Annotated in this window: 24 protein-coding genes; 11 read left to right on the top strand and 13 right to left on the bottom strand. The window is 70.9% G+C overall.

Features of this window, described 5'->3' with window-relative positions; genetic code table 11:
- Positions 1-5 precede the first annotated feature (5 nt).
- Genes V5F61_RS05105 through phnG form a run of 3 tightly spaced genes read right to left on the bottom strand, consistent with a single transcriptional unit; the run spans position 6 to position 2,340 of the window.
- Positions 6-1,187, bottom strand: a complete 1,182-nt coding sequence (locus V5F61_RS05105) for a carbon-phosphorus lyase complex subunit PhnI (protein WP_393987623.1) — start codon at positions 1,185-1,187, stop codon at positions 6-8.
- Positions 1,188-1,216: 29 nt separating this feature from the next.
- Complete coding sequence (gene phnH / locus V5F61_RS05100; protein WP_393987624.1) at positions 1,217-1,831, bottom strand: phosphonate C-P lyase system protein PhnH; 615 nt, start codon at positions 1,829-1,831, stop codon at positions 1,217-1,219.
- Positions 1,831-2,340, bottom strand: coding sequence for a phosphonate C-P lyase system protein PhnG (gene phnG / locus V5F61_RS05095; protein WP_393987625.1), 510 nt, complete (start codon positions 2,338-2,340; stop codon positions 1,831-1,833). The genes phnH and phnG overlap by 1 nt, the downstream gene beginning before the upstream one ends.
- Positions 2,341-2,516: 176 nt before the next feature.
- Between phnG and phnF the strand changes: the two genes are divergently transcribed.
- Together phnF and V5F61_RS05085 are read left to right on the top strand one after the other, a co-directional pair.
- The gene (phnF, locus tag V5F61_RS05090; RefSeq protein ID WP_393987626.1) at positions 2,517-3,263 is read left to right on the top strand and encodes a phosphonate metabolism transcriptional regulator PhnF; all 747 of its coding nucleotides are present in this window, start codon (positions 2,517-2,519) and stop codon (positions 3,261-3,263) included.
- 16 nt (positions 3,264-3,279) lie between these two features.
- Complete coding sequence (locus tag V5F61_RS05085) at positions 3,280-3,888, top strand: pyridoxamine 5'-phosphate oxidase family protein (protein WP_393987627.1); 609 nt, start codon at positions 3,280-3,282, stop codon at positions 3,886-3,888.
- Between the two features lie 151 nt (positions 3,889-4,039).
- Here the strand turns inward: V5F61_RS05085 and phnE (V5F61_RS05080) are convergent, their stop codons facing one another.
- The 5 genes from phnE (V5F61_RS05080) to V5F61_RS05060 all read right to left on the bottom strand — a co-directional run bounded on the left by phnE (V5F61_RS05080) (position 4,040) and on the right by V5F61_RS05060 (position 9,223).
- On the bottom strand, positions 4,040-4,903 hold the full coding sequence (gene phnE / locus V5F61_RS05080; protein ID WP_393987628.1) for a phosphonate ABC transporter, permease protein PhnE: 864 nt from the start codon (positions 4,901-4,903) through the stop codon (positions 4,040-4,042).
- On the bottom strand, positions 4,900-5,784 hold the full coding sequence (gene phnE, locus V5F61_RS05075; RefSeq protein ID WP_393987629.1) for a phosphonate ABC transporter, permease protein PhnE: 885 nt from the start codon (positions 5,782-5,784) through the stop codon (positions 4,900-4,902). Before phnE (V5F61_RS05075) ends, phnE (V5F61_RS05080) begins: the two co-directional genes overlap by 4 nt.
- 130 nt (positions 5,785-5,914) lie before the next feature.
- Positions 5,915-6,823 (bottom strand): phosphonate ABC transporter substrate-binding protein, encoded by a 909-nt coding sequence (gene phnD, locus V5F61_RS05070; protein ID WP_393987630.1) that lies wholly within the window; start codon positions 6,821-6,823, stop codon positions 5,915-5,917.
- A 191-nt stretch (positions 6,824-7,014) separates the two neighbouring features.
- Positions 7,015-7,827 (bottom strand): phosphonate ABC transporter ATP-binding protein, encoded by an 813-nt coding sequence (phnC, locus tag V5F61_RS05065; protein ID WP_393987631.1) that lies wholly within the window; start codon positions 7,825-7,827, stop codon positions 7,015-7,017.
- Between the two features lie 412 nt (positions 7,828-8,239).
- Positions 8,240-9,223 carry a polysaccharide deacetylase family protein gene (locus tag V5F61_RS05060; RefSeq protein ID WP_393987632.1) on the bottom strand — a complete coding sequence of 328 codons (984 nt, stop codon included), beginning with the start codon at positions 9,221-9,223 and terminating at the stop codon, positions 8,240-8,242.
- Positions 9,224-9,515: 292 nt separating this feature from the next.
- On the opposite strand from V5F61_RS05060, the gene V5F61_RS05055 reads away from it, so the two are divergent.
- From V5F61_RS05055 to V5F61_RS05030, 6 genes are all read left to right on the top strand, one after another.
- Positions 9,516-10,316, top strand: coding sequence for an SDR family NAD(P)-dependent oxidoreductase (locus V5F61_RS05055; protein WP_393987633.1), 801 nt, complete (start codon positions 9,516-9,518; stop codon positions 10,314-10,316).
- A gap of 121 nt (positions 10,317-10,437) precedes the next feature.
- A complete protein-coding gene (gene pdxY, locus V5F61_RS05050; RefSeq protein WP_393987634.1) occupies positions 10,438-11,286 on the top strand; it encodes a pyridoxal kinase PdxY in 849 nt (282 codons plus the stop codon).
- A gap of 106 nt (positions 11,287-11,392) precedes the next feature.
- A complete protein-coding gene (locus V5F61_RS05045; RefSeq protein ID WP_393987635.1) occupies positions 11,393-12,295 on the top strand; it encodes a PhzF family phenazine biosynthesis protein in 903 nt (300 codons plus the stop codon).
- A gap of 361 nt (positions 12,296-12,656) precedes the next feature.
- Positions 12,657-13,754, top strand: coding sequence for an alkene reductase (locus V5F61_RS05040; protein WP_393987636.1), 1,098 nt, complete (start codon positions 12,657-12,659; stop codon positions 13,752-13,754).
- Positions 13,751-14,503: an NUDIX hydrolase gene (locus V5F61_RS05035; RefSeq protein WP_394104013.1), complete on the top strand. Its 753-nt coding sequence runs from the start codon at positions 13,751-13,753 to the stop codon at positions 14,501-14,503. Before V5F61_RS05040 ends, V5F61_RS05035 begins: the two co-directional genes overlap by 4 nt.
- 33 nt (positions 14,504-14,536) lie before the next feature.
- Complete coding sequence (locus V5F61_RS05030) at positions 14,537-15,550, top strand: hypothetical protein (protein ID WP_393987638.1); 1,014 nt, start codon at positions 14,537-14,539, stop codon at positions 15,548-15,550.
- Between the two features lie 379 nt (positions 15,551-15,929).
- Here the strand turns inward: V5F61_RS05030 and V5F61_RS05025 are convergent, their stop codons facing one another.
- Together V5F61_RS05025 and V5F61_RS05020 are read right to left on the bottom strand one after the other, a co-directional pair.
- Positions 15,930-16,142, bottom strand: a complete 213-nt coding sequence (locus tag V5F61_RS05025; protein WP_393987639.1) for a Trm112 family protein — start codon at positions 16,140-16,142, stop codon at positions 15,930-15,932.
- A 97-nt stretch (positions 16,143-16,239) separates the two neighbouring features.
- A complete protein-coding gene (locus V5F61_RS05020) occupies positions 16,240-17,274 on the bottom strand; it encodes an aspartate-semialdehyde dehydrogenase (RefSeq protein WP_393987640.1) in 1,035 nt (344 codons plus the stop codon).
- A gap of 335 nt (positions 17,275-17,609) precedes the next feature.
- On the opposite strand from V5F61_RS05020, the gene V5F61_RS05015 reads away from it, so the two are divergent.
- From V5F61_RS05015 to cysW, 3 genes are all read left to right on the top strand, one after another.
- The gene (locus tag V5F61_RS05015) at positions 17,610-17,912 is read left to right on the top strand and encodes a hypothetical protein (protein WP_393987641.1); all 303 of its coding nucleotides are present in this window, start codon (positions 17,610-17,612) and stop codon (positions 17,910-17,912) included.
- A gap of 236 nt (positions 17,913-18,148) precedes the next feature.
- The gene (gene cysT, locus V5F61_RS05010) at positions 18,149-18,994 is read left to right on the top strand and encodes a sulfate ABC transporter permease subunit CysT (protein WP_393987642.1); all 846 of its coding nucleotides are present in this window, start codon (positions 18,149-18,151) and stop codon (positions 18,992-18,994) included.
- A 2-nt stretch (positions 18,995-18,996) separates the two neighbouring features.
- Positions 18,997-19,863 (top strand): sulfate ABC transporter permease subunit CysW, encoded by an 867-nt coding sequence (gene cysW, locus V5F61_RS05005; RefSeq protein WP_393987643.1) that lies wholly within the window; start codon positions 18,997-18,999, stop codon positions 19,861-19,863.
- 259 nt (positions 19,864-20,122) lie between these two features.
- Here the strand turns inward: cysW and V5F61_RS05000 are convergent, their stop codons facing one another.
- The 3 genes from V5F61_RS05000 to sppA all read right to left on the bottom strand — a co-directional run bounded on the left by V5F61_RS05000 (position 20,123) and on the right by sppA (position 21,793).
- Positions 20,123-20,431, bottom strand: coding sequence for a lipopolysaccharide assembly protein LapA domain-containing protein (locus V5F61_RS05000; RefSeq protein WP_393987644.1), 309 nt, complete (start codon positions 20,429-20,431; stop codon positions 20,123-20,125).
- 6 nt (positions 20,432-20,437) lie between these two features.
- Positions 20,438-20,722 carry an integration host factor subunit beta gene (locus V5F61_RS04995; RefSeq protein ID WP_393987645.1) on the bottom strand — a complete coding sequence of 95 codons (285 nt, stop codon included), beginning with the start codon at positions 20,720-20,722 and terminating at the stop codon, positions 20,438-20,440.
- A gap of 99 nt (positions 20,723-20,821) precedes the next feature.
- Positions 20,822-21,793 (bottom strand): signal peptide peptidase SppA, encoded by a 972-nt coding sequence (gene sppA / locus V5F61_RS04990; RefSeq protein WP_393987646.1) that lies wholly within the window; start codon positions 21,791-21,793, stop codon positions 20,822-20,824.
- Positions 21,794-21,838: the final 45 nt, after the last annotated feature.

The raw sequence follows: 21,838 nt of genomic DNA, 5'->3' as shown, positions 1-21,838 counted from the left end.
GGCGTTCATTCGGCGGCCTCCTTCCGGGGTTCGGCGCCGTGCGCCTGCTCGGCGCGCATGCGGCGCACCAGTTCCAGCTCGGCCTGGAAATCCACGTAGTGGGGCAGCTTCAGGTGCTCCACGAAGCCCGTGGCCTGCACATTGTCGCAGTGGGAGAGCACGAATTCCTCGTCCTGCGCCGGGGCAGTCTGCTCCTCGCCCAGCTCGGCGTGGCGCAGGGTGCGGTCCACCAGTGCCATGGACATGGCCTTGCGCTCGCTCTGGCCGAACACCAGCCCGTAGCCGCGCGTGAACTGGGGCGGCACGCTGGCCGAACCCTTGAACTGGTTTACGCTCTGGCATTCGGTGAGGGCGATGTCGCCCAGCGGCACGGCGAAGCCCAGCTCCTCCGCGAACAGGCTCACCTCCACCGTGCCGAAGCGGATCTCGCCCACGAACGGATGGGTGCGGGCATAGCCGCGCTGGCTGGAATAGCCGAGCGCCAGCAGGAAGCCCTCGTCGCCCCGCGCCAACGCCTGCAGCCGCAGCGGCCGGTCGGCGGGAAAGGAGAGCGGGGCGCGGGTGAGATCGGGCGGCGCGGCGCCGTCATCGGCGGGCGAGGGCTCGATGAGCCCCTCGCCGCCGAGCAGATCGGTGACGCGGGGCATGGTGGCGGGGGCGGGCATGGCCGCATCCTCGCCCGCACCCTCCTCGGGCGCCGCGCCGGCCGGGGCGATGGCCCTGTCGGCCGCCAGCTCCGCGGTCGCGGTTCCGGCCTCGGGCGCCTCTTCCCGCCCGGCCCAGGTGGCGAGGCGCGGGTCCAGCAGGCGGTGGGTGTAGTCGAAGGTGGGCCCCAGCACCTGCCCGCCGGGCAGGTCCTTGTAGGTGGCGGAGATGCGCCGGGCGATGCGCATGGCGCCGGTGTCCACCGGCAGGCTCGCGCCGAAGCGCGGCAGGGTGGTGCGGAACGCCCGCGCCAGGAAAATCGCTTCGATCAGATCGCCGCGCGCCTGCTTGATGGCGAGGGCCGCCAACTCGCGGTCGTAGAGCGAGCCTTCCGCCATCACCCGGTCCACCGCGAGGCCGAGCTGCTCGGCGATCTGGTCGAGCCCGATTTCCGGCACGCCCGGATCGCCCCGCCGCCGCCGCGCGAGCAGCGCGTGCGCATTGCGGATGGCCTCTTCCCCGCCCTTCACCGCCACGTACATGGGCTCTCCCTCCCGTTCTGCGGCGCCGCTCAGACGCCCACGGACGCGCGCGCCACGGGTCGTACGGTGCGCGGCAGGGCCGCCACCGCGCCGGGCGCGCACAGGATGACATCGACGCCGAGCGGAAAGCCCGCCGCATTGGCGGCCAGCCGCGCGGCGAAATCGGCCGGCAGAGGCACGGCGCCGAACGCGCGCTCACCCGCGATGCCCGGCCCCGCCAGCAGCAGCGGCCCGGCCTCGAACCGCTCCACCGCCACCACCAGGGTCGCGGAGCGGTCCGGATTGTCCGCCTCGCCTCGGGCGAAGGCATCGAACGGTGGCAGCTCCGCTCCCGCGGCGAAGAAGGCGAAGCGGGCATCCGCCCGCGCCACCGCGCGCGGCGCTCCCGTGTGGAAGCGCAGGAAATCCTCCACCTCCGGCCGCGCGAGCGCGCCTTCCAGGAACACCGGGGTCTCGTAATCGAGCAGCGCCAGGGCCACCGCCGCCAGCTCCGGCGAGAGGGGGGCGGGCGGAGCGAGGTCGGCCGCGAGCGGCATCACGAGGCCCGGCTCGGCCATGGCCCGCATGAGGGCGGCGAAGGTCCGCTGGGCATCGCGCACCGGGTCGGTGAAGCCGGCCGCGAGGCCGGAGGCGAAGGCGGTCATCAGTCCTCACCCCGCGTCATGGTGAAGAAGTTCACCTTGGTGGCCTCGGCCTCGGCCTGGGCGGTGGCGGCTTCGGCGGCGAGGCGCCGGCGCACCGGGCGCACGGCGTCGTCCACCGCGATGCGCAGCGCCGGGTCCTGCCACAGGGCGTCGAGCACGGCGGCGGCGCGGGCGCGCTCCGGCGCGCGGCCGAGCAAATAGGAGACGCCAGTGGCGCCGCCCTCCACCTGCACCGCGGCGCGGGTCACCGTGGCCTCGCCCAAGTTGAAGGGGCCGCCGTCGCCGCCGGCGCGGCCCTGCACCATCACCAGCCCCACCTCGGCCGGGCGCAGGTCACGCAGCTTCGGCAGCGGCTTGAAGCGCTCGAGCGCCGCGCGCAGCTCACCGAGGGTGGCGCGGGCAAGGAGCGCCATCAGCGCCTGCCGGGCGACGATCTCGTCGGACGCGGCGGCGGGGGAAGGAACGGCGGGCGCGGCCGGCGAAGGCGCGCTGGCGTGGTCCAGGGTCATGGCGTTCCCGAAGGCTGGTGGATCGCACGGCCGCGAACCGCGCGGCGGCTTCATGGACGCTTCACTAGACTCAATTTGTCTATTCGTCTATACAAATGTGCAAGACGCCGAACAATCGGGGGGAACAGCGCGTGCCGGGATCGCCCAAGAGTGTGGAGGCCGAGGGTCACAGCCAGATGACGGACGAAGCGCCGGCCGAGGCGGCCGTGCCGCGCGGCACGGGCGTCACCCTCTGGCGGCAGATCGCCGAGCGCCTGGAGGCCGACATCGCCGCCGGGCGCTGGCAGCCGGGCGAGCGCCTGCCGGTGGAGGCGGAGCTGGCGAGCGCCTTCGGCGTCAACCGCCACACCCTGCGCCGGGCCCTCGCCGCGCTGGCCGAAGCCGGGCTCATCGAGGCCACCGCCGGGCGCGGCACCTTCGTGAAGGCGCCGCCGCTGCGCTATCCCATCGGCCCGCGCACCCGCTTCTCGGAGATCGTGAGCGCCGAGGGGCGCTGGCCGTTCGGCCGCTTCCTGGGCGCGCGCGTCGAGCCGGCGGACGCGGAGGCAGCGCGCGAGCTGGCCGTGGCCGAGGGCACGGCGGTGCTGCGCATCGAGAGCATCCATGAGGCGGACGGAGTGCCCATCTCCTATGGCACCGCCTGGTTCGTGGCGGAGCGCTGCCCGGACCTCGACCTCGTCTATGCCGCCACCGGCTCGCTCACGCGGGCGCTCGCCACCCTGGGCATCGGGGATTTCCGCCGCCGCGAGACCCGCATCACCGCCCGCCCCGCCGGCGCCCGCGAGATGGAACTGCTCTCCATCGCCGCCGGGCGCTCGGTGATCGTGCTGGAACGGGTGGATGTGGAGCCCAACGGGCGCCCCCTGCAATGGGGCCGCTCCTCGTTCGCGGCCGACCGCGTGCAGCTCGTGTTCAAGCCCTGAACGCCGGAGATCCCCCATGGCCCGCATCGAGACCATCGAGGAGCTGCGCCGGCTCTACGGCATGCCCGCCGGCCGCGCCCGGGACAAGGTGCTGGCGCGTCTCGACCCCCACTGCCGCCGCTTCATCGGCCTCAGCCCGTTCGTGCTGATCGCCACCTGCGACGCGGCGGGCGCCGCCGACGTCTCCCCGCGCGGCGACGCGCCCGGCTTCGTGGCGGCGGAGGAGACGCGCCTGCTGATTCCCGACCGGCCGGGCAACAACCGGCTCGACAGCCTTTGCAACATCCTCTCCAACGGGCGGGTGGGGCTGCTGTTCCTCATTCCCGGCGTGAACGAGACCCTGCGCGTGAACGGCCGCGCCGCCATCCGCGACGATGCGGAGCTGCGCGAGCGCTTCGCGGTGGCGGGACGCGCGCCGCGCACGGTGATCGCGGTGGAGGTGGAGGAGGCCTTCCTGCACTGCGCCAAGGCGTTCATGCGCTCCAGCCTCTGGAGCATCGCCGCCCAGATGCCACGCGAGGCACTGCCCACCATGGGCGAGATGCTGCGCGACCAGATCGGCCGAGGCGGCCCCGCCGAGAGCCAGGAGGACATGGAGAGCCGCTACCGCGCCGCGCTCTATTGAGGCCCCCGGCGCCGGACTTCCACCGGCAGAATGGGTGACGCGCACAGGCCGCGCGGGCTGGTGCCGAAGGCCCTGGAGGCAGGCCCCGGCGTGAGGCGCCTTGCGCGATCACCCGCGGCGACCATCGCGCGGCGGAACCGCCCCGCCCGCCTCAGGTGGTGATGCGGGCCTTGCCGATGATGGCGAAGCGCAGGCGCGAGGAGATGAAGTCGATCACCCCCACCATCACCAGCATCATCAGCACCAGGAACGACACCTTCTGCCACTCCAGCACCCGGATCTGCTCCGCGAGGTGCAGGCCGAGGCCGCCGGCGCCGACGATGCCGACGATGGTGGACTGGCGGGAGTTGGATTCGAAATAATAGAGAAGCTGGCTCGCCAGCACGGGCAGCACCTGGGGCAGCATGCCGAAGCGCACCCCTTCGAGCGCCGAGCCGCCGGTGGAGACCACCCCCTCCACGGGCTTGCGGTCGAGCGCCTCCACCGCTTCCGAGAACAGCTTGCCCAGCTCGCCGAAGCTGGCGGTGGCGATGGCCAGGATGCCCGCGAACGGGCCGAGGCCCACCACCGTCACGTAGATCAGCGCCCAAATGAGGCGATCCACCCCGCGCACGGTGTCGAGCACGCGGCGCACCGCGAAATGGGCGAAGATGTTCGGAATGACGTTCTTGGCCGCCAGGAAGCCGAACGGCGCCGCCAGCAGCGCCCCGCCGAGGGTGCCGAGGAAGGCGATGGCCAGTGTCTCGCCCAAGGCGTGGATGTAGAGCGGCAGCTGGGTGCCCGGATCGGGCGGGAACATCATGACCACGAAATGGGCGAGCTGCCCCATGCCGGAGCCGAGCCGCTCCAGGCTGAAGCCCAGCCGCCAGAAGGCATAGACCGCCACCGCCGCCGCCAGGATCACCAGCAGCGCCGCCCGCACCCGCCCGCCCGGCGAGGGGCGCATGGCGGCGGGGAAGGCGGCGTCGAGGCGCGCGTGGTCGGCCGCGCCCAGGGTGAAGCGTGCACGGCTCATCGGCGGTCCTCCAGCCCGATCAGGCGGTGGCGAAGCTGCTCGGTCAGGAGGTCGATGACCATCACCGTGGCGATGATGAGCAGCAGGATGGCCGAGACATCGGAATAATAGAATTTGCGGATCGCCTCGATGAGATCCTGGCCGATGCCACCGGCGCCCACGAAGCCCATGATGGATGCCTCGCGCACGTTGATCTCGAACCGCAGCAGGCCGTAGGAGGCGAAGTTGGAGGCCACCTGCGGCACCACGGCGAAGCGCACGCTCTGCATCCAGGAGGCGCCGGAGGCGGTGGCCCCCTCCACCGGCTTCATGTCGATATTCTCGACCACCTCCGCGAACAGCTTGCCCAGCGACCCCATGGTGTGGATGGCGAGCGCCAGCACCCCGGGCAGCGGGCCGAGCCCGAACGCCACCACGAACAGCAGCGCGAACACCAGCTCCGGCACCGTGCGGCAGAATTCCAGGAAGCGCCGCGCCGTGACGCGGATGAAGGGGTTCCCCACCAGGTTGGCGCTGGCGAGGAAGCACAGCACGAATGCCCCGATGCCGCCGAGCAGCGTGCCGAGATAGGCGATCAGGATGGTGTCCACCAGCAGCTTCAGCCAGTGGTCGAGATTCCAGTACCATTCGGCAAGGTCGGCGGGGAGCGTGTTCCAGTGGAGCGTGGGCAGGATGCTCCAGAAATAGTTGGGCAGCCGGTCGATGTGGGCGATGAACACCAGCGGCCGCACCTCGCCCATCCAGCCGGACAGCAGGATGCACACCACCACCACCGCCGCCGCCATGAGCGAATGGCGCCGCCGCGCGCGCACCGCCATGTCATAGCGGGCGAGCATGGGCGCGAGCTGGTCGTCGGGCAGGACGGGAACGGCGTGGGGCAAGGGCGCCTCTCCGGGGCGGGTTCAGGCGAAGCGGATGCCGGCTCGCGCGAAAAACGTCGATGCGAAAACACACACCAGACGCCCGTGAGCTTTTCTCACGGGCGTCTGGCCAAGTCCGCGTGACGCGGGTTCAGTTCTTCTGCTTGCGCAGGTTGTCCACGAAGGTGATGAGCTCCACCACCGGCGTGTAGGCCTCGTTGTCCACGGGCTGCCACATCTGCTGCTTGCCTTCGTAGATCTTGTCGAAGGCGGCCTTGTCGTTCTTCTCGATGTTGAAGAACGCGTCGCGGATCTTCGCCTTCAGCTCCGGCGGCAGGGTGGAGAGATAGGCGTAGGGCGAGTTCACGATGAGGTCGGAGGTGTAGATGATGCGGTAGTCGTCATACTTGGCCATGCCCTTGCGCTCCATGCGCTTGAGGGCGGATTCCTGCTCGTCGTTCCACCAGTTGAAGGCGGCGTCGCAGGTGCCTTGCTGCACGGCCAGCACGGCGTTCTCGTGGGAGCCGGCATAGACCACCTTGCCGAAGAACTCGTCGGGCTTGAGGCCCATCTTGTTCAGGGCGTAGCGCGGCACGTTGTTGCCGGAGGTGGAATTGGGATCGACGAGGCAGAGGTTCTTGCCCTTCAGGTCCTCGATGGACTTATAGGGGCTGTCCTTCTTCACGTAGAGCACCGAGTGGTAGCCCTTGGTGCCGTCCGCATTCACCTCGATGGCGAACGCCTCCACCGGCACGCCGGTCTTGAGCGCGCGGGCGAAGGAGGCGGGGCCGTAGGAGGCGATCTGGATATTGCCGGCGCGCTGGCCCTCGATCACCGCCGCATAGTCGTTGGCGATGCGCAGGGTCACGGGGACGCCCAGCTCCTTGGTGAGATAGGCCATCAGCGGCGCGTAACGCTCGGTGACGCCGGTGGCGTTCTCCGCCGGGATGATGGCGAAGGTGAGCTCGGGATACTTGGCCTTGTAGTCCTGCGCGGCGGCGGCGCCGGCCGAGAAGGCGAGCGCGGCGGCAGCCGCGATCAGGGTACGACGGTTCAGCATGGTTCGACTCCGGTCGAAGGATGGACGCAAAGGGACAGCGGGCGTGGAAATGCGTGGTTCGCCATGCTCCTCCGGGCCGCCGGCCCGGCGGAGGGCGGACATCCGGCCGTGTGTCGAGACGGGCGCCGCGGCCGGACGAAACCCGTCTGGAGCGTGGCGCCTCGGGCCCACGCGGAAGGCAGGAACAGCGCTCAGGCGAGCGCGGTATCGGGCACCTGGAGGGCCGCGGCCGCGGGGACCGCGACGGGAGCCGCCTCCATCACCTCGCCGGCCTCCAGGCCGTAGAGGTCACGCGCCACGTCGTCGGTGAGCGCCTCGGGCGCGCCGTCGAACACCACGCGGCCCTGCGCCATGCCCACCAGGCGGTCGCAATAGGTGCGGGCGAGATCGAGGGAATGCAGGTTGCACAGCACCGTGATGCCGAAGTGCTTGTTGATGCGCAGCAGCGCATCCATCACGATCTTGGTGTTGCGCGGGTCGAGGGAGGCGATGGGCTCGTCGGCGAGGATGAGCCCTGGTTCCTGGGCCAGGGCGCGGGCGATGGCCACGCGCTGCTGCTGGCCGCCGGAGAGGCTGTCCGCCCGCTGGGCGGCGAGGCCGGCGATGTCGAACTGCTCGAGGGCGGAAAGGGCCACCGCCCGGTCCTCTCGGCTCCACATCTTGGTGAGCGCCCGCCAGGTGGGCACGCCGGCGAGGCGGCCCATGAGCACGTTGGTGAGCACGTCGAGCCGGCCCACCAGATTGAACTGCTGGAAGATCATAGCCGCCTGGGCGCGCCACTGGCGCAGGGCCGGCCCCTTGAGAGCGGTCACGTCCCGCCCGTCGAACAGGATGCGGCCGCAGGAGGGGTCCTGCAGGCGGTTGACCATGCGCAGGAGCGTGGACTTGCCCGCGCCGGAACGCCCGATCACCCCCACGAACGCCCCGTGGGCGATCTCGAGGTTCACATCGGACACGGCCGCCTTGTCGCCGAAACGGCGACCGAGGCCCTCGATCACAAGCATCGGGTCACTCCGTTGCGTCACGGAGGCCCTAATCCGGGTGCGCAACACTCATGTGACAGCCGAAAAAGAATACATTTGCATGCACGAAATGGCGATCACGCACTGCAGCAACGCCCCGGATGCCGCAAAGTCAAAGGCTCGTGCGCCACCGGTCTTCGCGGCACGAGGGACAGCATCCGCGCCGCAGCACAGAATCCCGCTTCAAGTGGATTCAGGATTTGGTAACGTCCGTTCCAGCATCGATCCAGCGGGGTCACCCGATGATATCGGAACTCGTCACCGTACTTGAGACGTGCGCCGCCTTTGGCGTCATCGGCGCGATCATCCTGGGCATGATCTGAAGGCGGCCAGCCCGAAGGAAGGAAGACGCATCGAAGACGCGGCGGCGGGAACGTCCCCGCTGCCCTCGCGCTCAGCGCACCGGCAGGACCCGCCGGCCCGCGCGCGCGGCCTCGTCATAGACGCGGGTGTCGCCCGGCTTCATGGAATAGCATGTGTCGGCGATCACCGGGCGGCCGGCGGCCAGCAGCTCGGAGACGGTCACGAGACGGTAGCCCTTGGCGCGCAGCGCCGGCACCAGCCGGCCGAGCGCCTCGGCCGTGTGCTTGCCGCGCCCATTGGCGTGCATGAGCACGATGGAGCCGGGCCTGATCTGCCGCAGCATGTCGTCCGCCATCACCTTCGCGCCCAAAAGCGCCGGATCGCCCGAATCCACGTCCCACTGGATGGCGAGGTGGCCGGTATCGTTCACATAGGCGAGGGACTCGGCGCTGCACGAGCCATAGGGGAAGCGGAACAGCGCCGGGCGCGCCGGCACCGCGGAAATGCCGCAGCCCTTGGCCTGGGCATCGGAGCGGCGCATGGCGAAGGCGACGTCGGCATCGTCCACCTGCCGCTGCATCTCCTCGCCGGCGCGCACCGTGAGGTTGGCGTGGGACCAGGTGTGGTTGCCCATCTCGAAGGCGGGGTCGGCGATGAGCTGGGCGCCGCGCTCGGGGTGGCTCATCAGCCACTTGCCGCCGCCGAAGAAGGTGGCCGGCACATCCTGCGCCCGCAGGAAATCGACGATGGCGCCATCATAGCCGGAGCGCTCGGCCGAGGCCTCGCACAGGTCGAAGGTGAGGGCCACGAGCTTCACCCCCGCCGGCAGCTCCACCCGGCGGATGGAGCCGCGCAGGGCGGCCGGAACCGGCGTGGCGGGCGCAAGCGCGAGCGCCGGCAAGGTGACCGGCTCGCCGCGCGGATGCGGCTCCACCCGCTCCTCCCCCGGCCGCGCCGCCAGGGCATCGGCCGGATAGCAGGCCGGCCCTGCCGCCCACGCGCCCCCGGATCCGCCCGCAACCACAGCGGCGAGGAGGCAGGCGAAAGCGGCGCGGTGGCGGAGAGGATGGGGCACGGGCATGTCTCGAAGAACGGGCGGCAGGCGTGTCGCCTTCAGGCCGAATGAACGCCGCCGGCATGGCGAAAAGGTGCCCGCCCGCCGCGGCGCGGCCACGGGCTCCCCCGTTTCTCTAGATCCGCGGCCCCCTAAGCGGCAAGCATGCCGTCGCCCGTTTCCGCAGCACATGTACGCACCCGGCATCCGGGCACCTTTGGTCGCACGGAATGCCCCTGCGGCATGCCGCTCCGGTCGGCTACACTGCCCGCGCCGGCCCGCGCCGGTCCCCCTGCGTATCGAGGAGGTCGCGTTGCCGAAGGATATTCCCGCCCGTTCCCCCATGCGCTTCGCCGTGGTGACGGGGGCGTCGAGCGGTATCGGCCTCGCCCTGGCGCTGCGGCTGGCACGGGAGGGATACGACCTGGTGCTGGTGGGCCGCGACGCGCAGAGGCTCGATGAAGCGGCGGGCATGGTGGCCGATCTCGGCCGGCGGGTGGCGGTGCGGCAGGTGGACCTCGCCGATGCCTACGCGCTGGAGGATCTCGCCTCCGACCTCTCCGCCCAGGTGCCGGACGTGCTCGTCAACAATGCCGGCTTCGGCGCCTACGGCTCCTTCGCCGATGCGGACCCCGGCCTTGCCCTTGCGATGATCGACACCAACGTCGCCGCGCTCACCCGCCTCACGGCGGCGGTGCTGCCCGGCATGCGCGCGCGGGGCGCGGGGCGCATCCTGAACGTCGCCTCCACCGGCTCGTTCGCGCCCCTGCCCAACGCCGCCGTCTACGGCGCCACCAAGGCCTACGTGCTCTCCTTCTCCGAGGCGGTGGCCGAGGAACTGGCGGGCAGCCCGGTGACGGTGACCGCCCTGTGCCCCGGCGCCACCGCCACCCGCTTCTTCGCGCGCGCAGGCTGGATGCGCACGGCCCTGTCCGACGGCATCATGGCGACCCCCGAGGCGGTGGCGGACTGCGGCTACCGGGCCATGGCCGCCGGGCGGCGCGTGGCGGTGGCTGGGTTCGCGAACCGGCTGCTCGTGCTCGGCGCCCGCCTCGCGCCGCGACGGCTCGTGACCGCCGCCACGCGCCGCGTGCTCGCCGCGCGCAAGGCGTAAGGCCGGCCGCCGGGCAGCATCCATCAGCGGCGGCACCGGTCGCCATGACGAAATTCCATTTGTCCCGCGCGGCGGGCGGGAGTAACGGCGAAAAGGGCTTCCACTTGCGCCGGCCGACCTCATGAACCTCCTGTCGATCCAGTCCCACGTCGCTTACGGGCATGTGGGCAATGCCTCCGCCGTCTTCCCGCTGCAGCGCCTGGGGGTGGAGGTGTGGCCCATCCACACCGTGCAGTTCTCCAACCACACCGGCTACGGCGCCTGGCGCGGCCAGGTGTTCGAGGCCGGCATGATCTCGGACCTGCTGGAGGGCATCGCCGAGCGCGGCGCGCTGCCGCGCTGCGACGGCGTGCTCTCCGGCTACATGGGCTCGGCCGACATCGGCGCCGCCATCCTCGACGCGGTGGCGCGCGTGCGCGGCGCGAACCCCGAGGCGGATTATTGCTGCGATCCCGTCATCGGCGACGTGGGCCGGGGCATCTTCGTGCGGCCGGGCATCCCCGAGTTCATGCGCGAGCAGGCGGTGCCGGCGGCCGAGGTCATCACCCCCAACCAGTTCGAGCTGGAGCTGCTCTCCGGCCATAAGGCCACGGACCGGGCCGGCGCGGCGGCCGCCTGCGCGGCGCTGCACGCCGCCGGCCCGCGGGTGGTCCTTGTCACCAGCCTCCACACCACCGAGACGCCCGCCGATTCCATCGACCTGCTCGCCTCCGGGCCGGACGGTCGCTTCCTGGTGCGCACGCCGCGGCTCGACGTGTCGCCGAACGGGGCGGGCGACGCCATCGCCGCCTTGTTCTATTTCCACGTGAAGCGCACGGGCAGCACGGCGGCAGCGCTCGCGGCCGCCGCCTCCTCCATTTTCGGGCTTCTGGCGAGGACCGAAAAAGCACACTCGCGCGAATTGCTGCTGGTGGAGGCCCAGGAGGAGTTCGTGACGCCCTCGCGGGTCTTCACGCCCCTGGCCATTTGAGGCAACTTTGTGGCGCCGGATGCGGGTGAAGGGCGCCCCGCCGATGGCGTCCCCCACTCCGAGCCCTCGCCCGCCCGCGACCTTCACCCTGGCCCCGGACCTTGCCATGCCGCGCCGTTTTGTGACGCTGGACGTCTTCACCACCCGCCCCTTCGGCGGCAATCCCCTTGCCGTGGTGCTCGACGCGCACGGGCTCGACGACGCGGCCATGCAGCAGGTCGCACGCGAGTTCAACCTGTCCGAGACGGTGTTCGTGCTGCCCCCGCGCGACAAATCCCACCGCGCCCGCATCCGCATCTTCACCACCGCCCACGAGATGCCCTTCGCCGGCCACCCCACGGTGGGCACCGCCGTGCTGCTGGCGCTGGAGGACAAGGTGGAGAAGGGCACCATGCAGATCGAGCAGCCCATCGGCACCGTGAGCTGCGCCGTCACCACCCAGGGCGCCGGCTCGCGCAAGGGCACCGCCGTATTCACCGTGCCGCGCCGGGCGACCCTGGAGCCCGCCGACATCTCCCGCGAGGCCTGCGCCGAGGCGCTCAACCTCGACCCCTCGGACATCGGCTTCGATGCCCACCGGCCGGTGGTGGCGTCCGCCGGCGTGCCCTTCCTGTGCATCCCGCTCGCCAACCTCACCGCCTTGGCGCGGGCACGGCCGGACGAAGCGGCGGCCATCGCCGGCATCGGCGCCTTCGGCGACGCGACCTTCCTCTACACCGTGGACGAGGACGGGGACGCCGACTATCGCGCCCGCATGTTCTCCCCCGGCCTCGGCACGCTGGAGGACGCGGCCACCGGCGCGGCGGCCGCCGCCTTCCCGGCCGTGCTCATGGACGCCGAGACCCGCGTGGACGGCCACCACAAGGTGCGCATCGACCAGGGCTTCGAGATGGGCCGCCCGAGCCGCATCGACCTCGGCTTCACCGTAAAGGACGGCCGGCTGGTGGACGGCACCACCACCATCGGCGGCGGCGCCGTGCTGGTGGCCGAAGGCGTGCTGCACATCTAGCCCGGCCGCTTCCGCCAAGAGAGCCATCGCCGAGCCGCCGCCGCGCACGCGAACCGACACCCGCCTGCGGCAGGCTCGCGCGTCGTCCAGGCTGCGCTGCGGGCGCGCTGGTGCCGGACGCTCGCGCGCCCGCGCATTTCCCGAAACATGACGGGAAATGGCGGAAAGCCCATGCCTGAAGGCCGCGCGCCCATGTATTGGCGCAGCTCATGGGTTTCGATTGAAATAACCCGTCCTTGAAATGCGTGAAATCGCCCCTCCGGCCGTCGTCCGCCCCTTGGCGGGGGCGGCAGGGACCCTATGTTCGCCGCATCGCATCATCCAGCCCGGCCGCAGCCGGGCCTTTCCGAAGGGAATTCTCATGACTGCGAGCACGCCGTCCCTGTTCGACAGCTACCGCCTCGGCGACATCACCCTTTCCAACCGCGTCGTCATGGCGCCCCTGACGCGCAACCGCGCCGAGCCCGGCTTCGTGCCGAGCCCGCTGGCGGTGGAATATTACGCCCAGCGCGCCAGCGCCGGCCTCATCGTCACCGAGGCCTCGCAGATCAGCCAACAGGGCCAGGGCTATCAGGACACCCCCGGCATCTACACCGACGCGCAGGTGGCCGCCTGGCGCAAGATCACCGATGCCGTGCACGCCAAGGGCGGCCATATCGTGATCCAGCTCTGGCATGTGGGCCGCGTCTCCCACACCTCGCTGCAGCCGGGCGGGGTGGCGCCGGTGGCGCCCTCGGCCATCGGCTCCGGCGGCAAGACCTTTGTCAATAACGCCTTCACCGACACCTCCACCCCCCGCGCCCTTGAGATCTCCGAGATCCCCGGCATCGTCGCCGACTATCGCCGCGCGGCGGCCAACGCCATCAAGGCCGGCTTCGACGGAGTGGAGATCCACGCCGCCAATGGCTACCTGATCGAGCAGTTCCTGAAGGACGGCGCCAACGCCCGCACCGACGCCTACGGCGGCTCCATCGAGAACCGCGCGCGCTTCCTGCTGGAGGTGACCGACGCCATCGTCGCCGAGATCGGCGCCGGGCGCACCGGCATCCGCCTCTCCCCGGTCTCGCCGGCCAACGGCATCTCCGACAGCAACCCGCAGCCGCTGTTCAATTACGTGGCGGAGGAGCTGCAGAAGCGCGGCCTCATCTACATCCACGTGGTGGAGGGCGCCACCGGCGGCCCGCGTGACGTCGCGCCGGACTTCTCCTTCGACGAGCTGCGTAAGCGCTATACCGGCGCCTGGATGGTCAACAACGGCTACGACCTGAAGCTCGCCACCCAGGTGGTGGCCGAGGGCAAGGCCGACCTCGTGGCCTTCGGCCGGCCCTTCATCGCCAATCCGGACCTGGTGGAGCGCCTGCGCCGCGACGCGCCCTGGAACGAGCTCGACCGCGACACCCTCTATGGCGGCGGCGCCAAGGGCTATCTCGACTACCCGACCCTGGACAGCGCGGCGTGAGCGCCGGCGCAGCCGGGCACAATGAGCATGAGGAGGACCGGCGCGTGGCGCCGGTCCTTTCGCTTTGCCTGACCCTGGAGGACGGTGGCTGGCCCGAGGCCGACGCCCGCCGCACCGAGATCGAGGCCACCTTCGCCCGGCGGCAGGCCGCCAACCCGCACCTGTGGAACGGCGACATCCTGATGCTGCGCGGCTACCGCTTCGCCGACGGGCGGCTGGAGGGCCGCGTGCGCCGCACCGATTTCGCGAGCTTCCTGTGGTGGCGCGCGCAGGGCTGGCCCACCGCCCTGGGCATGGTCAACGTGTTCGCCCAGGCGGCGCTGGAAGGGGCGGACGGCGCCTTCCTCATGGGGACGATGGGCGCCCACACCGCCTCGCCGGGGCGGATCTATTTTCCCGGCGGCACCCCCGACCCCTCCGACCTCACCGCCGACGGGCGGCTCGACCTCGATGCCTCCCTGTGGCGCGAGCTTTCGGAGGAAACCGGGCTCGGCCCCTCCGACGTGGCGCAGGACGCGGGCTTCACCGCCGTATTCGACGGGCCGCGCCTCGCCTTGCTGCGGCGACTGGTGCTGCGCGAGCCGGCGGAGGCCGCCGCCCGGCGCATCCATGCCTTCCTCGCCGCCGATGCCCTGCCCGAGCTGGCCGGAATGGCCATCGTCCGCAACGTCAGGGACATCTCGCCGCAGATGGTCCCGTTCGCGGTGGCGTATATGCGCCACCGGTGGGGCGCCGCGCGCGGGACGTGAGCGCCGACCACGAACGAAGAGGCGGATTCATACATGACGGAGAAGGACGCGCAGCCGGCACAGGGGCTGCGGAACGCTCTTCGGCGCGGCGCTGGAGGCATGATGGCGGTCGCGCTGCTGGCAGGCCTGGCGCAGGCCGCGCCGGCCCGCGCGGAGCCGGCCTGGAGCGAGCTTCAGGCCCCGCTGCGCGGCGCCTCCTACGGCGAGCCGGGCGGCATCGCGCTGTTCGTGCTCGGCTGCGGCGCCGCCTCCGGCCCCTTCATCCAGGCGCCCCTGCCCGAGGGGACGCGCCCGCGTCCCGGCCGCAACGCCGCCCTCGCCCTGGAGGTGGACGGCAAGCGCTTCTCCGCGCGCGGCCGCATCGCCGTGGACGAGAACGCCGAGGGCGGCCCGCGTGGCGCAGTAGTGGCGCCGGTGCGGCTCGCCGATCCGCTGGTGAAGGCCCTCGGCGCCGGCAAGCAGCTGAAGGTGGGCGAGAAGGCCGGCGCCCTCGTGGTGCCCCTTGATACCGGCGCGGCGCTGCTGGGCAAGGCCATCGCCGCGTGCGGCGCCCCCGCCCCGGTGGTCACCCCGGCCAGCGCCAGGCCCGCTGCCGCCGAGGCCGCACCCAAGCCGTCGGAAGCCGCGCCCCAGGCTGCAGTTCAGGCGGCACCCCAGGCGGCCCCGCAGGCGAGCGCCACCGCGGCCGAGGCCGCGAAGCCCGCCCGCGCCGGCGCCATTCCCCCCGCCCGCGAGATCGCCGCCGCCATCTTCGTCGACCAGGCGGAAGGCCAGCGGGTGGCCGACAAGCTGAAGGTCACCCAGGTGGACCTCAGCGGCGACGGCGCGCCGGAAGCCATCATCACCCTCAACGACCCCGCCTGGTGCAGCGAGACCGGCTGCACATGGTTCGTGGTGGACCTTTCGGCCAAGCCGCGGGTGATGGGGCAGTTCATCGGCCTCGGCCTCGCCCCCGGCAAGGAGGTCCCCAACGGCTGGCGCGACCTCACGCTTCGGACGCCGGGCGGAACCGAGCGCATGTACTACAAGGACGGCACCTACCACTGACGCCATTGGCCCCGGTCTTCGGGCCGGGGCCGGGCAATGTGCGTTCACAGGCGGATTTCGCTCAAACGCCGTGCCGGCCTGACCAGGGACCCATGAGGCCGCTGGCCGGCCTTTGGACGAAGGCGCCAGCCGGGGCATCCCGGCGAACGCCGCCAAGAAAAAGGGCTCGTCCGGCACCTGCCGGCGGGCCCTTGGCGTTCTGGGGAGGTCGGGCGCTGATTTCGCGACTGCGCGCGGGACGGGTTCAGGCCCTTGGCGACGGGGACCCAGGCCGAAGGCCAAGCGGGCTTCACCCAAGCGCCGCGCCGCCGCCGCCCGCCGGGGCCGCGCCGGCCATCACAGGCCGGCTATCGCCTGCCGACCGTCACGCCCCCCGCGCTCACTTGCCCAGCTCGGCCTCGTCGAGGGGGCGGGCGTCGTCGGCGAGCATGATCGGGATGCCGTCGCGAATGGGATAGGCGAGCCGCGCCGCCCGCGAGATCAGCTCCTGGCGCTCACGATCATATTCGAGCGGGCCCTTGGTGAGCGGGCACACGAGGATCTCCAGAAGCTTGGGGTCCACTTCGTGGCCGGAACGATGGGACTGGGGCATGGCTTTCACCTGTATCGGAAAGGCATCGGCAGCGGGCCGCCCGCGGCGCCCGGCCCAGACGAAAACGGCCCTCCTGGGGAGGGCCGTCTCCTGTTCGTCACGCCGCCTGGCGGCGGGGCGTGACGAGCTTGCGGTTCACCAGCACCTCGGCGATCTGCACCGCATTCAGCGCCGCGCCCTTGCGCAGGTTGTCGGAGACGCACCAGAAGTTGATGGCGTTCTCCACCGTGGGGTCGTCGCGCAGGCGCGAGATGTAGGTGGCATCCTCGCCGGCCGCCTCGTGCGGGGTGGCGTAGCCGCCCGGCTCGCGGGTGTCGATGACCAGGATGCCCGGCGCCTCGCGCAGGATCTTGCGCGCATCCTCGGCGGAAAGCTCCTTCTCGAACTCCACGTTCACCGCTTCGGAGTGGGAGATGAACACCGGCACCCGCACGCAGGTGGCCGTGAGCTTGATCTTGGGGTCGAGGATCTTCTTGGTCTCGACCACCATCTTCCACTCTTCCTTGGTCGAACCGTCGTCCAGGAAGACGTCGATCTGCGGGATGAGGTTGAAGGCGATGCGCTTCGGGAACTTCTTCGGCTCCACCGGATCGGAGACGAAGATGGCCCGCGTCTGGGTGAACAGCTCGTCCATCCCGTCCTTGCCCGCGCCGGAGACGGACTGGTAGGTGGAGACCACCACGCGCTTGATGGTGGCGGCGTCGTGCAGCGGCTTCAGCGCCACCACCAGCTGGGCGGTGGAGCAGTTGGGGTTGGCGATGATGTTCTTCGCCTTGAAGCCGGTGATGGCGTCCGCATTCACCTCGGGCACGATCAGCGGCACGTCCGGATCGGTGCGCCACTGGGACGAATTGTCGATGACGACGCAGCCCTGCGCGCCGATCTTCGGCGCCCATTCCTTCGACACGGATCCGCCGGCCGACATCAGGCAGATGTCGGTGTCGGAGAAGTCGTAGGTGTCGAGGGCCTTCACCTTCAGGGTTTTGTCGCCGTACGAGACCTCGGTGCCCTGCGAGCGGCGCGATGCGAGTGCGACCACCTCGTCCGCGGGGAAGCCCCGCTCGGCGAGGATCGAGAGAATCTCCCGGCCCACGTTGCCCGTGGCGCCGACGACGGCGACCTTGTAACCCATGAAACGTCCTCGGGATTGCCGGCCTTGGGGCCGGTGAACGCGCCTTGTATGACGAACGCGCGCGCGATTCAATTACGCCGAATCAAATCGGCAGCGGGGAGCGCCCCTGCAAGGCCGCTGGCCTGCGTGGGCCGCCGGGCAGGGGCGCCGCCGCCGCAACCCCCGATGAACGCTCGGGAAGGCCGCGCGAATGTGTTGCCACCCCGCCACGGGCGAAATTTCTCCCCACTGGAACGCCCGCGCCGCGGCGGGGTTTCCTTGCGCGAGGCGCGCAAGTGCCCTAATTCAAGCTGGACGGCAGGTATTTTCAGGAATGCCGTTTCGAGGAGGGTCCCATGCGTTTCGCGCCGCTTCACACCCTTGCCGCCGCGCTGGCCGTGGCGCTGGCCGGCTTGGTCGCGGCCGCCGGCTCCGCCGATGCGCAGCAGACCCAGAAGCGCACCAAGCTCACCATCGAGAAGCAGCGCTCCTACCTGGACGCGGGCACCGTGGTAAAGCCCGGCTCCAAGTCCTACCTCGATTACGCGCTGCCGCTGAACTACAATTTCCCGAACTACCAGGGTTCGGCCGTGGGCCCCGGCCCCATCACCGGCCTGCGCTGGCCGCTGCCCGGCCCGTTCGACCTGCCCGGCTATTGAGGTCGGGCTTTCCGCTCGCGGAAGATGGAAGGGCCGGCCCCTGCGGCGCGGCCCTTTTTCATGCCTTCATTTAACGAAGAAATTCCGTTTTTGCGCGCCTCCACATGTTGCGCATGACAAATTCGGAAAATGCCGGCATAACACCAGGAGACTCCACCCCCGGCGGTCAGGCCGGGCGCGCCGGGGCGCGGCGCAGGCCGCCCGGATCCGCCTCAACCGTCGATGCTCCGCTTTTCATGCTCCTTTCCCTCGGATCCGCCCGCCGCAGCGTCATTCCCGGCTTCCGCCTCTCCCTGGGGCTGACGCTCGCCTACCTCGGCCTCATCGTGCTGCTGCCCATCGCGGCGCTGCTGCTGAAATCGGCGGATGTCGGCTTCCACCGTTACATCGCCATCATCACCTCGCCGCGCACCCTGGCCTCGTTCCAGGTCACTTTCGCCACGGCGGCGGCGGCCACCGCGTTCAATGCGGTGTACGGCCTTGCCTTGGCCTGGGTGCTGGTGCGCTACGAGTTTCCCGGCAAGCGCCTGCTCGACGCGCTGGTGGACGTGCCCTTCGCCCTGCCCACGGCGGTGGCGGGCCTCGCGCTCACCACCCTGTTCGCCAAGAACGGCTGGTTCGGCGCCCCCCTGGCGCAGCTGGGCATCCAGGTGGCCTATGCGCCGGCGGGCATTGCCTGCGCCATGGCCTTCACCTCCATCCCGTTCGTGGTGCGCACCGTGCAGCCGGTGCTGGAGGACCTGGAGCCGGAGCTGGAGGAAGCCGCCGCCACCCTGGGCGCGGCCGACGGGCGCATCTTCCGCTCGGTGATCTTCCCGGCCCTGTTCCCGGCTTTCCTCGCGGGCGCCTCGCTTGCCTTCGCGCGCTCGCTGGGCGAGTTCGGCGCGGTGGTGTTCATCGCCGGCAATCAGCCGTTCCGCACGGAGATCGTGGCGCTGCTCACCTATATCCGGCTGGAGGAATACGATTACGCGGCTGCGGCGGCGATCGCCGTCACCCTGCTCGCCGTCGCCTTCGTGCTGCTGCTGGTGGTCAATCTCATCCAGGCCTGGCACCAGCGCCACGCGGTGGGGGAGGACTGAGCATGGCGCGGCAGCTCAACCGCTACCGGGTGCGGGTGGGGGATGCGCCCCTGTTCCGCATCGGCCTCACTGGCCTGGTGCTGGGGGTGACGGCGCTGGTGCTGATGGCGCCGCTCGCGATCATCTTCGTGGAGGCGTTCCGGCGCGGCCTCGGCCCCTATCTCGAAGCCCTGGCGCGGCCGGACACGCTGCATGCGGTGGGGCTCACCCTGTTCGCGGCAATTGTCTGCGTGCCAGTGAACGTGGCGTTCGGCATCGCTGCGGCGTGGACGGTCACCAAGTTCACCTTCCCCGGCCGCAGCCTGCTGCTGGCGCTGGTGGAACTGCCCTTCTCCATCTCGCCCATCGTCGCCGGCGTCGCCTACCTGTTCGTCTACGGGGCCCAGGGCCTGCTGGGGCCGTTCCTGGCGGCGCACGACATCAAGATCATGTTCGCGGTGCCGGCCATCATCCTCGCCAGCCTGTTCGTCACCGCGCCGTTCGTGGTGCGCGAGCTGGTGCCGCTGATGATGGCCCAGGGGCGCGACGAGGAGGAGGCGGCGGTGAGCCTCGGCGCCTCCGGCTTTCAGACCCTGCGCTGGGTGACTCTGCCCAACGTGAGGCTGGCGCTGCTCTATGGCGCCGCCCTGTGCAACGCGCGGGTGATGGGCGAGTTCGGCGCCGTCTCCGTGGTGTCCGGCAACATCCGCGGCCAGACCTCGACCCTGCCGCTCCAGATCGAGCTGCTTTACGAGGACAGCCAGGTGGTAGCGGCGTTCGCGGCCGCGACCCTGCTGGCGGCGGTGGCGCTGTTCACGCTGGTGGCGAAGTTCCTGATCGAGCGGGCGGAAGCCCGCCGCATCGCCGCAAGCCTGGATGCGGCGGCCTGAACGGCACCGGTGCGGGGAGCCCCAGGGCTCGGCGTGTTTCCGCGGTGGGGCGCCCCCAGGTTTAGCGCGCCGGCGGGAGCCCGTCGCAGGCAGGCGGCCGCGCGTCGGAAAACACCATCAGCCCCGGCTTTAACCGGAATCAGGCGGACTTCGCCCCGCCGTCGCGCGGGCGTGGTCAGCCGTCCCCATGAGACAGGCTCATGGGCGTTCCCGGCATAAATTCGGAAAGGCGCCGGAGGCGATCGCCCGGCGCGGCCCTTCACCCGCGCGGCGCGGGAAGGCCCAGGCCGCCGGAGGCGGACGCGGAGGCCTTCTGCTCACGCCGGGCCTTGCGGGCCTCGCGGCGGAAGCGGCCCTGGCGCACCCAGGTCACGGTGCCGCCGAGCACCACGCCCACCAGCAGTGACCCGAAGATCACCGCATAGAGCGGCAGGCTCGCCGAGAGCACCGGCGCTCCGGGGGAAAAGGGATCGAGGGAGACCAGCACCTCGCGCCGGTTGGCCACCGCCAGCGCGATGACCAGGACCGCCACGGGCAGGCCGATGAGTACGGACAGCACACGCGCCACTGAGGATCACTTCCCGTCGTTGAGACGCTCGCGCATCTCCTTGCCCGTCTTGAAGTAGGGCACGGTCTTCTCGCTCACGTCCACCTGCTTGCCGGTGCGCGGATTGCGCCCCACGCGGGCCTCGCGCTTCTTCACGGAGAAGGCGCCGAAGCCGCGCAGCTCCACCCGGTCGCCGCGCTCCAGGGCGGAGACGACCTGCTCCAGGATGGCATTGACGATGTTCTCCACATCCCGCTGGTAGAGGTGGGGATTGGCTTCCGCGATTTTCTGGACGAGCTCGGACTTGATCATGATGGCTTCATTTCCCCTCACGACCGATCCGCAGGGAGCGGTGGACACGTTCCGATATAGAAGAAGATCGTGACCTTTATTGAAAGGCCCGCACCCCGATCATCTCTCGACGGGAGGGTGCCAGAGCGCCAAAAGGCCGTCAAGCTGCACAAGATCCAGGGCCGCGCGTGTGCCCTGCGAGAAAATCGCCGCGAGCTGCGGGAGACCCGCCGCGTCCGCGGCGGCACGGCCGAGGCCCAGGAGCCAGCCGAACTCGCTGCCCACGCGCCCCGTGCTCCAGGTGCGCACCTTCAGATTTTCCGGCACGCCCTTCTCGCGCGCGAGCCAGGCGCGGGCGGTGCGCTCGTCGCCGATCTCGTCCACCAGCTGCAGTTCCAGCCCCTGGTGGCCGGTGAAGACGCGGCCGTCTGACACGGTGGCGAGCGCGCTGCCGGTGAGCTGGCGCCGCTCGCCCACCAGGCCCTTGAACCAGCCGTAGCTGTCGGCCACCAGGGATTCCACGGCGGCACGGGCCTGCGGCGTCACCGGCGTATAGGGGTTCGGCTCCGCCTTGAGAGGGGAGGACTTGATGTCCTCCATGGTCACGCCCACCGTCTTCAGCAGCTCGGTGACGTTCGGGAACTGGTAGATGACGCCGATGGAGCCCACCAGCGTGTTGCGGCCCGCCACGATGTGGTCGGCGCCGAGGGCGGCGATATAGGCGCCGGAGGCGCCGACGCCCTCCACCACCGCCACCACCGGCTTCTTCGCGGCAAGGCGACGCAGGGCGTCATAGAGCTGCTCGGAGCCGGTGACGGTGCCGCCGGGGCTGTCGATGGCGAGGATGACGGCGCGGGCGCCGGAGCGGCCGATCTCATCCAGCATCTCCACCCGCGGCCGGTCGTTGCGGATGAGGCCGCCGATCACCACCCGCGCCACATGGGGATTGCCGGCCGGCATCCGCTCCCGCGCGAGCACGCCGATGCCCACCGCCAGCGCCGCCACCACGGCGAGCACACCCAGCGTGCGCCAGAAGGTGACCTTGCGGCGCAACCTGCGGCGATCGACGATCTGGTCGGCGTCGAGCGACATGCGTGTCTCCTGCCCTGGACCCCGGCCGGCGCCGGAGGGCGCGCC

The organism is Xanthobacter sediminis (genome assembly GCF_043195015.1).
Lineage (GTDB): Bacteria > Pseudomonadota > Alphaproteobacteria > Rhizobiales > Xanthobacteraceae > Xanthobacter.
Note: the sequence above shows the minus strand (reverse complement) of the source record. Positions and strands in the feature narration are given on the sequence as shown.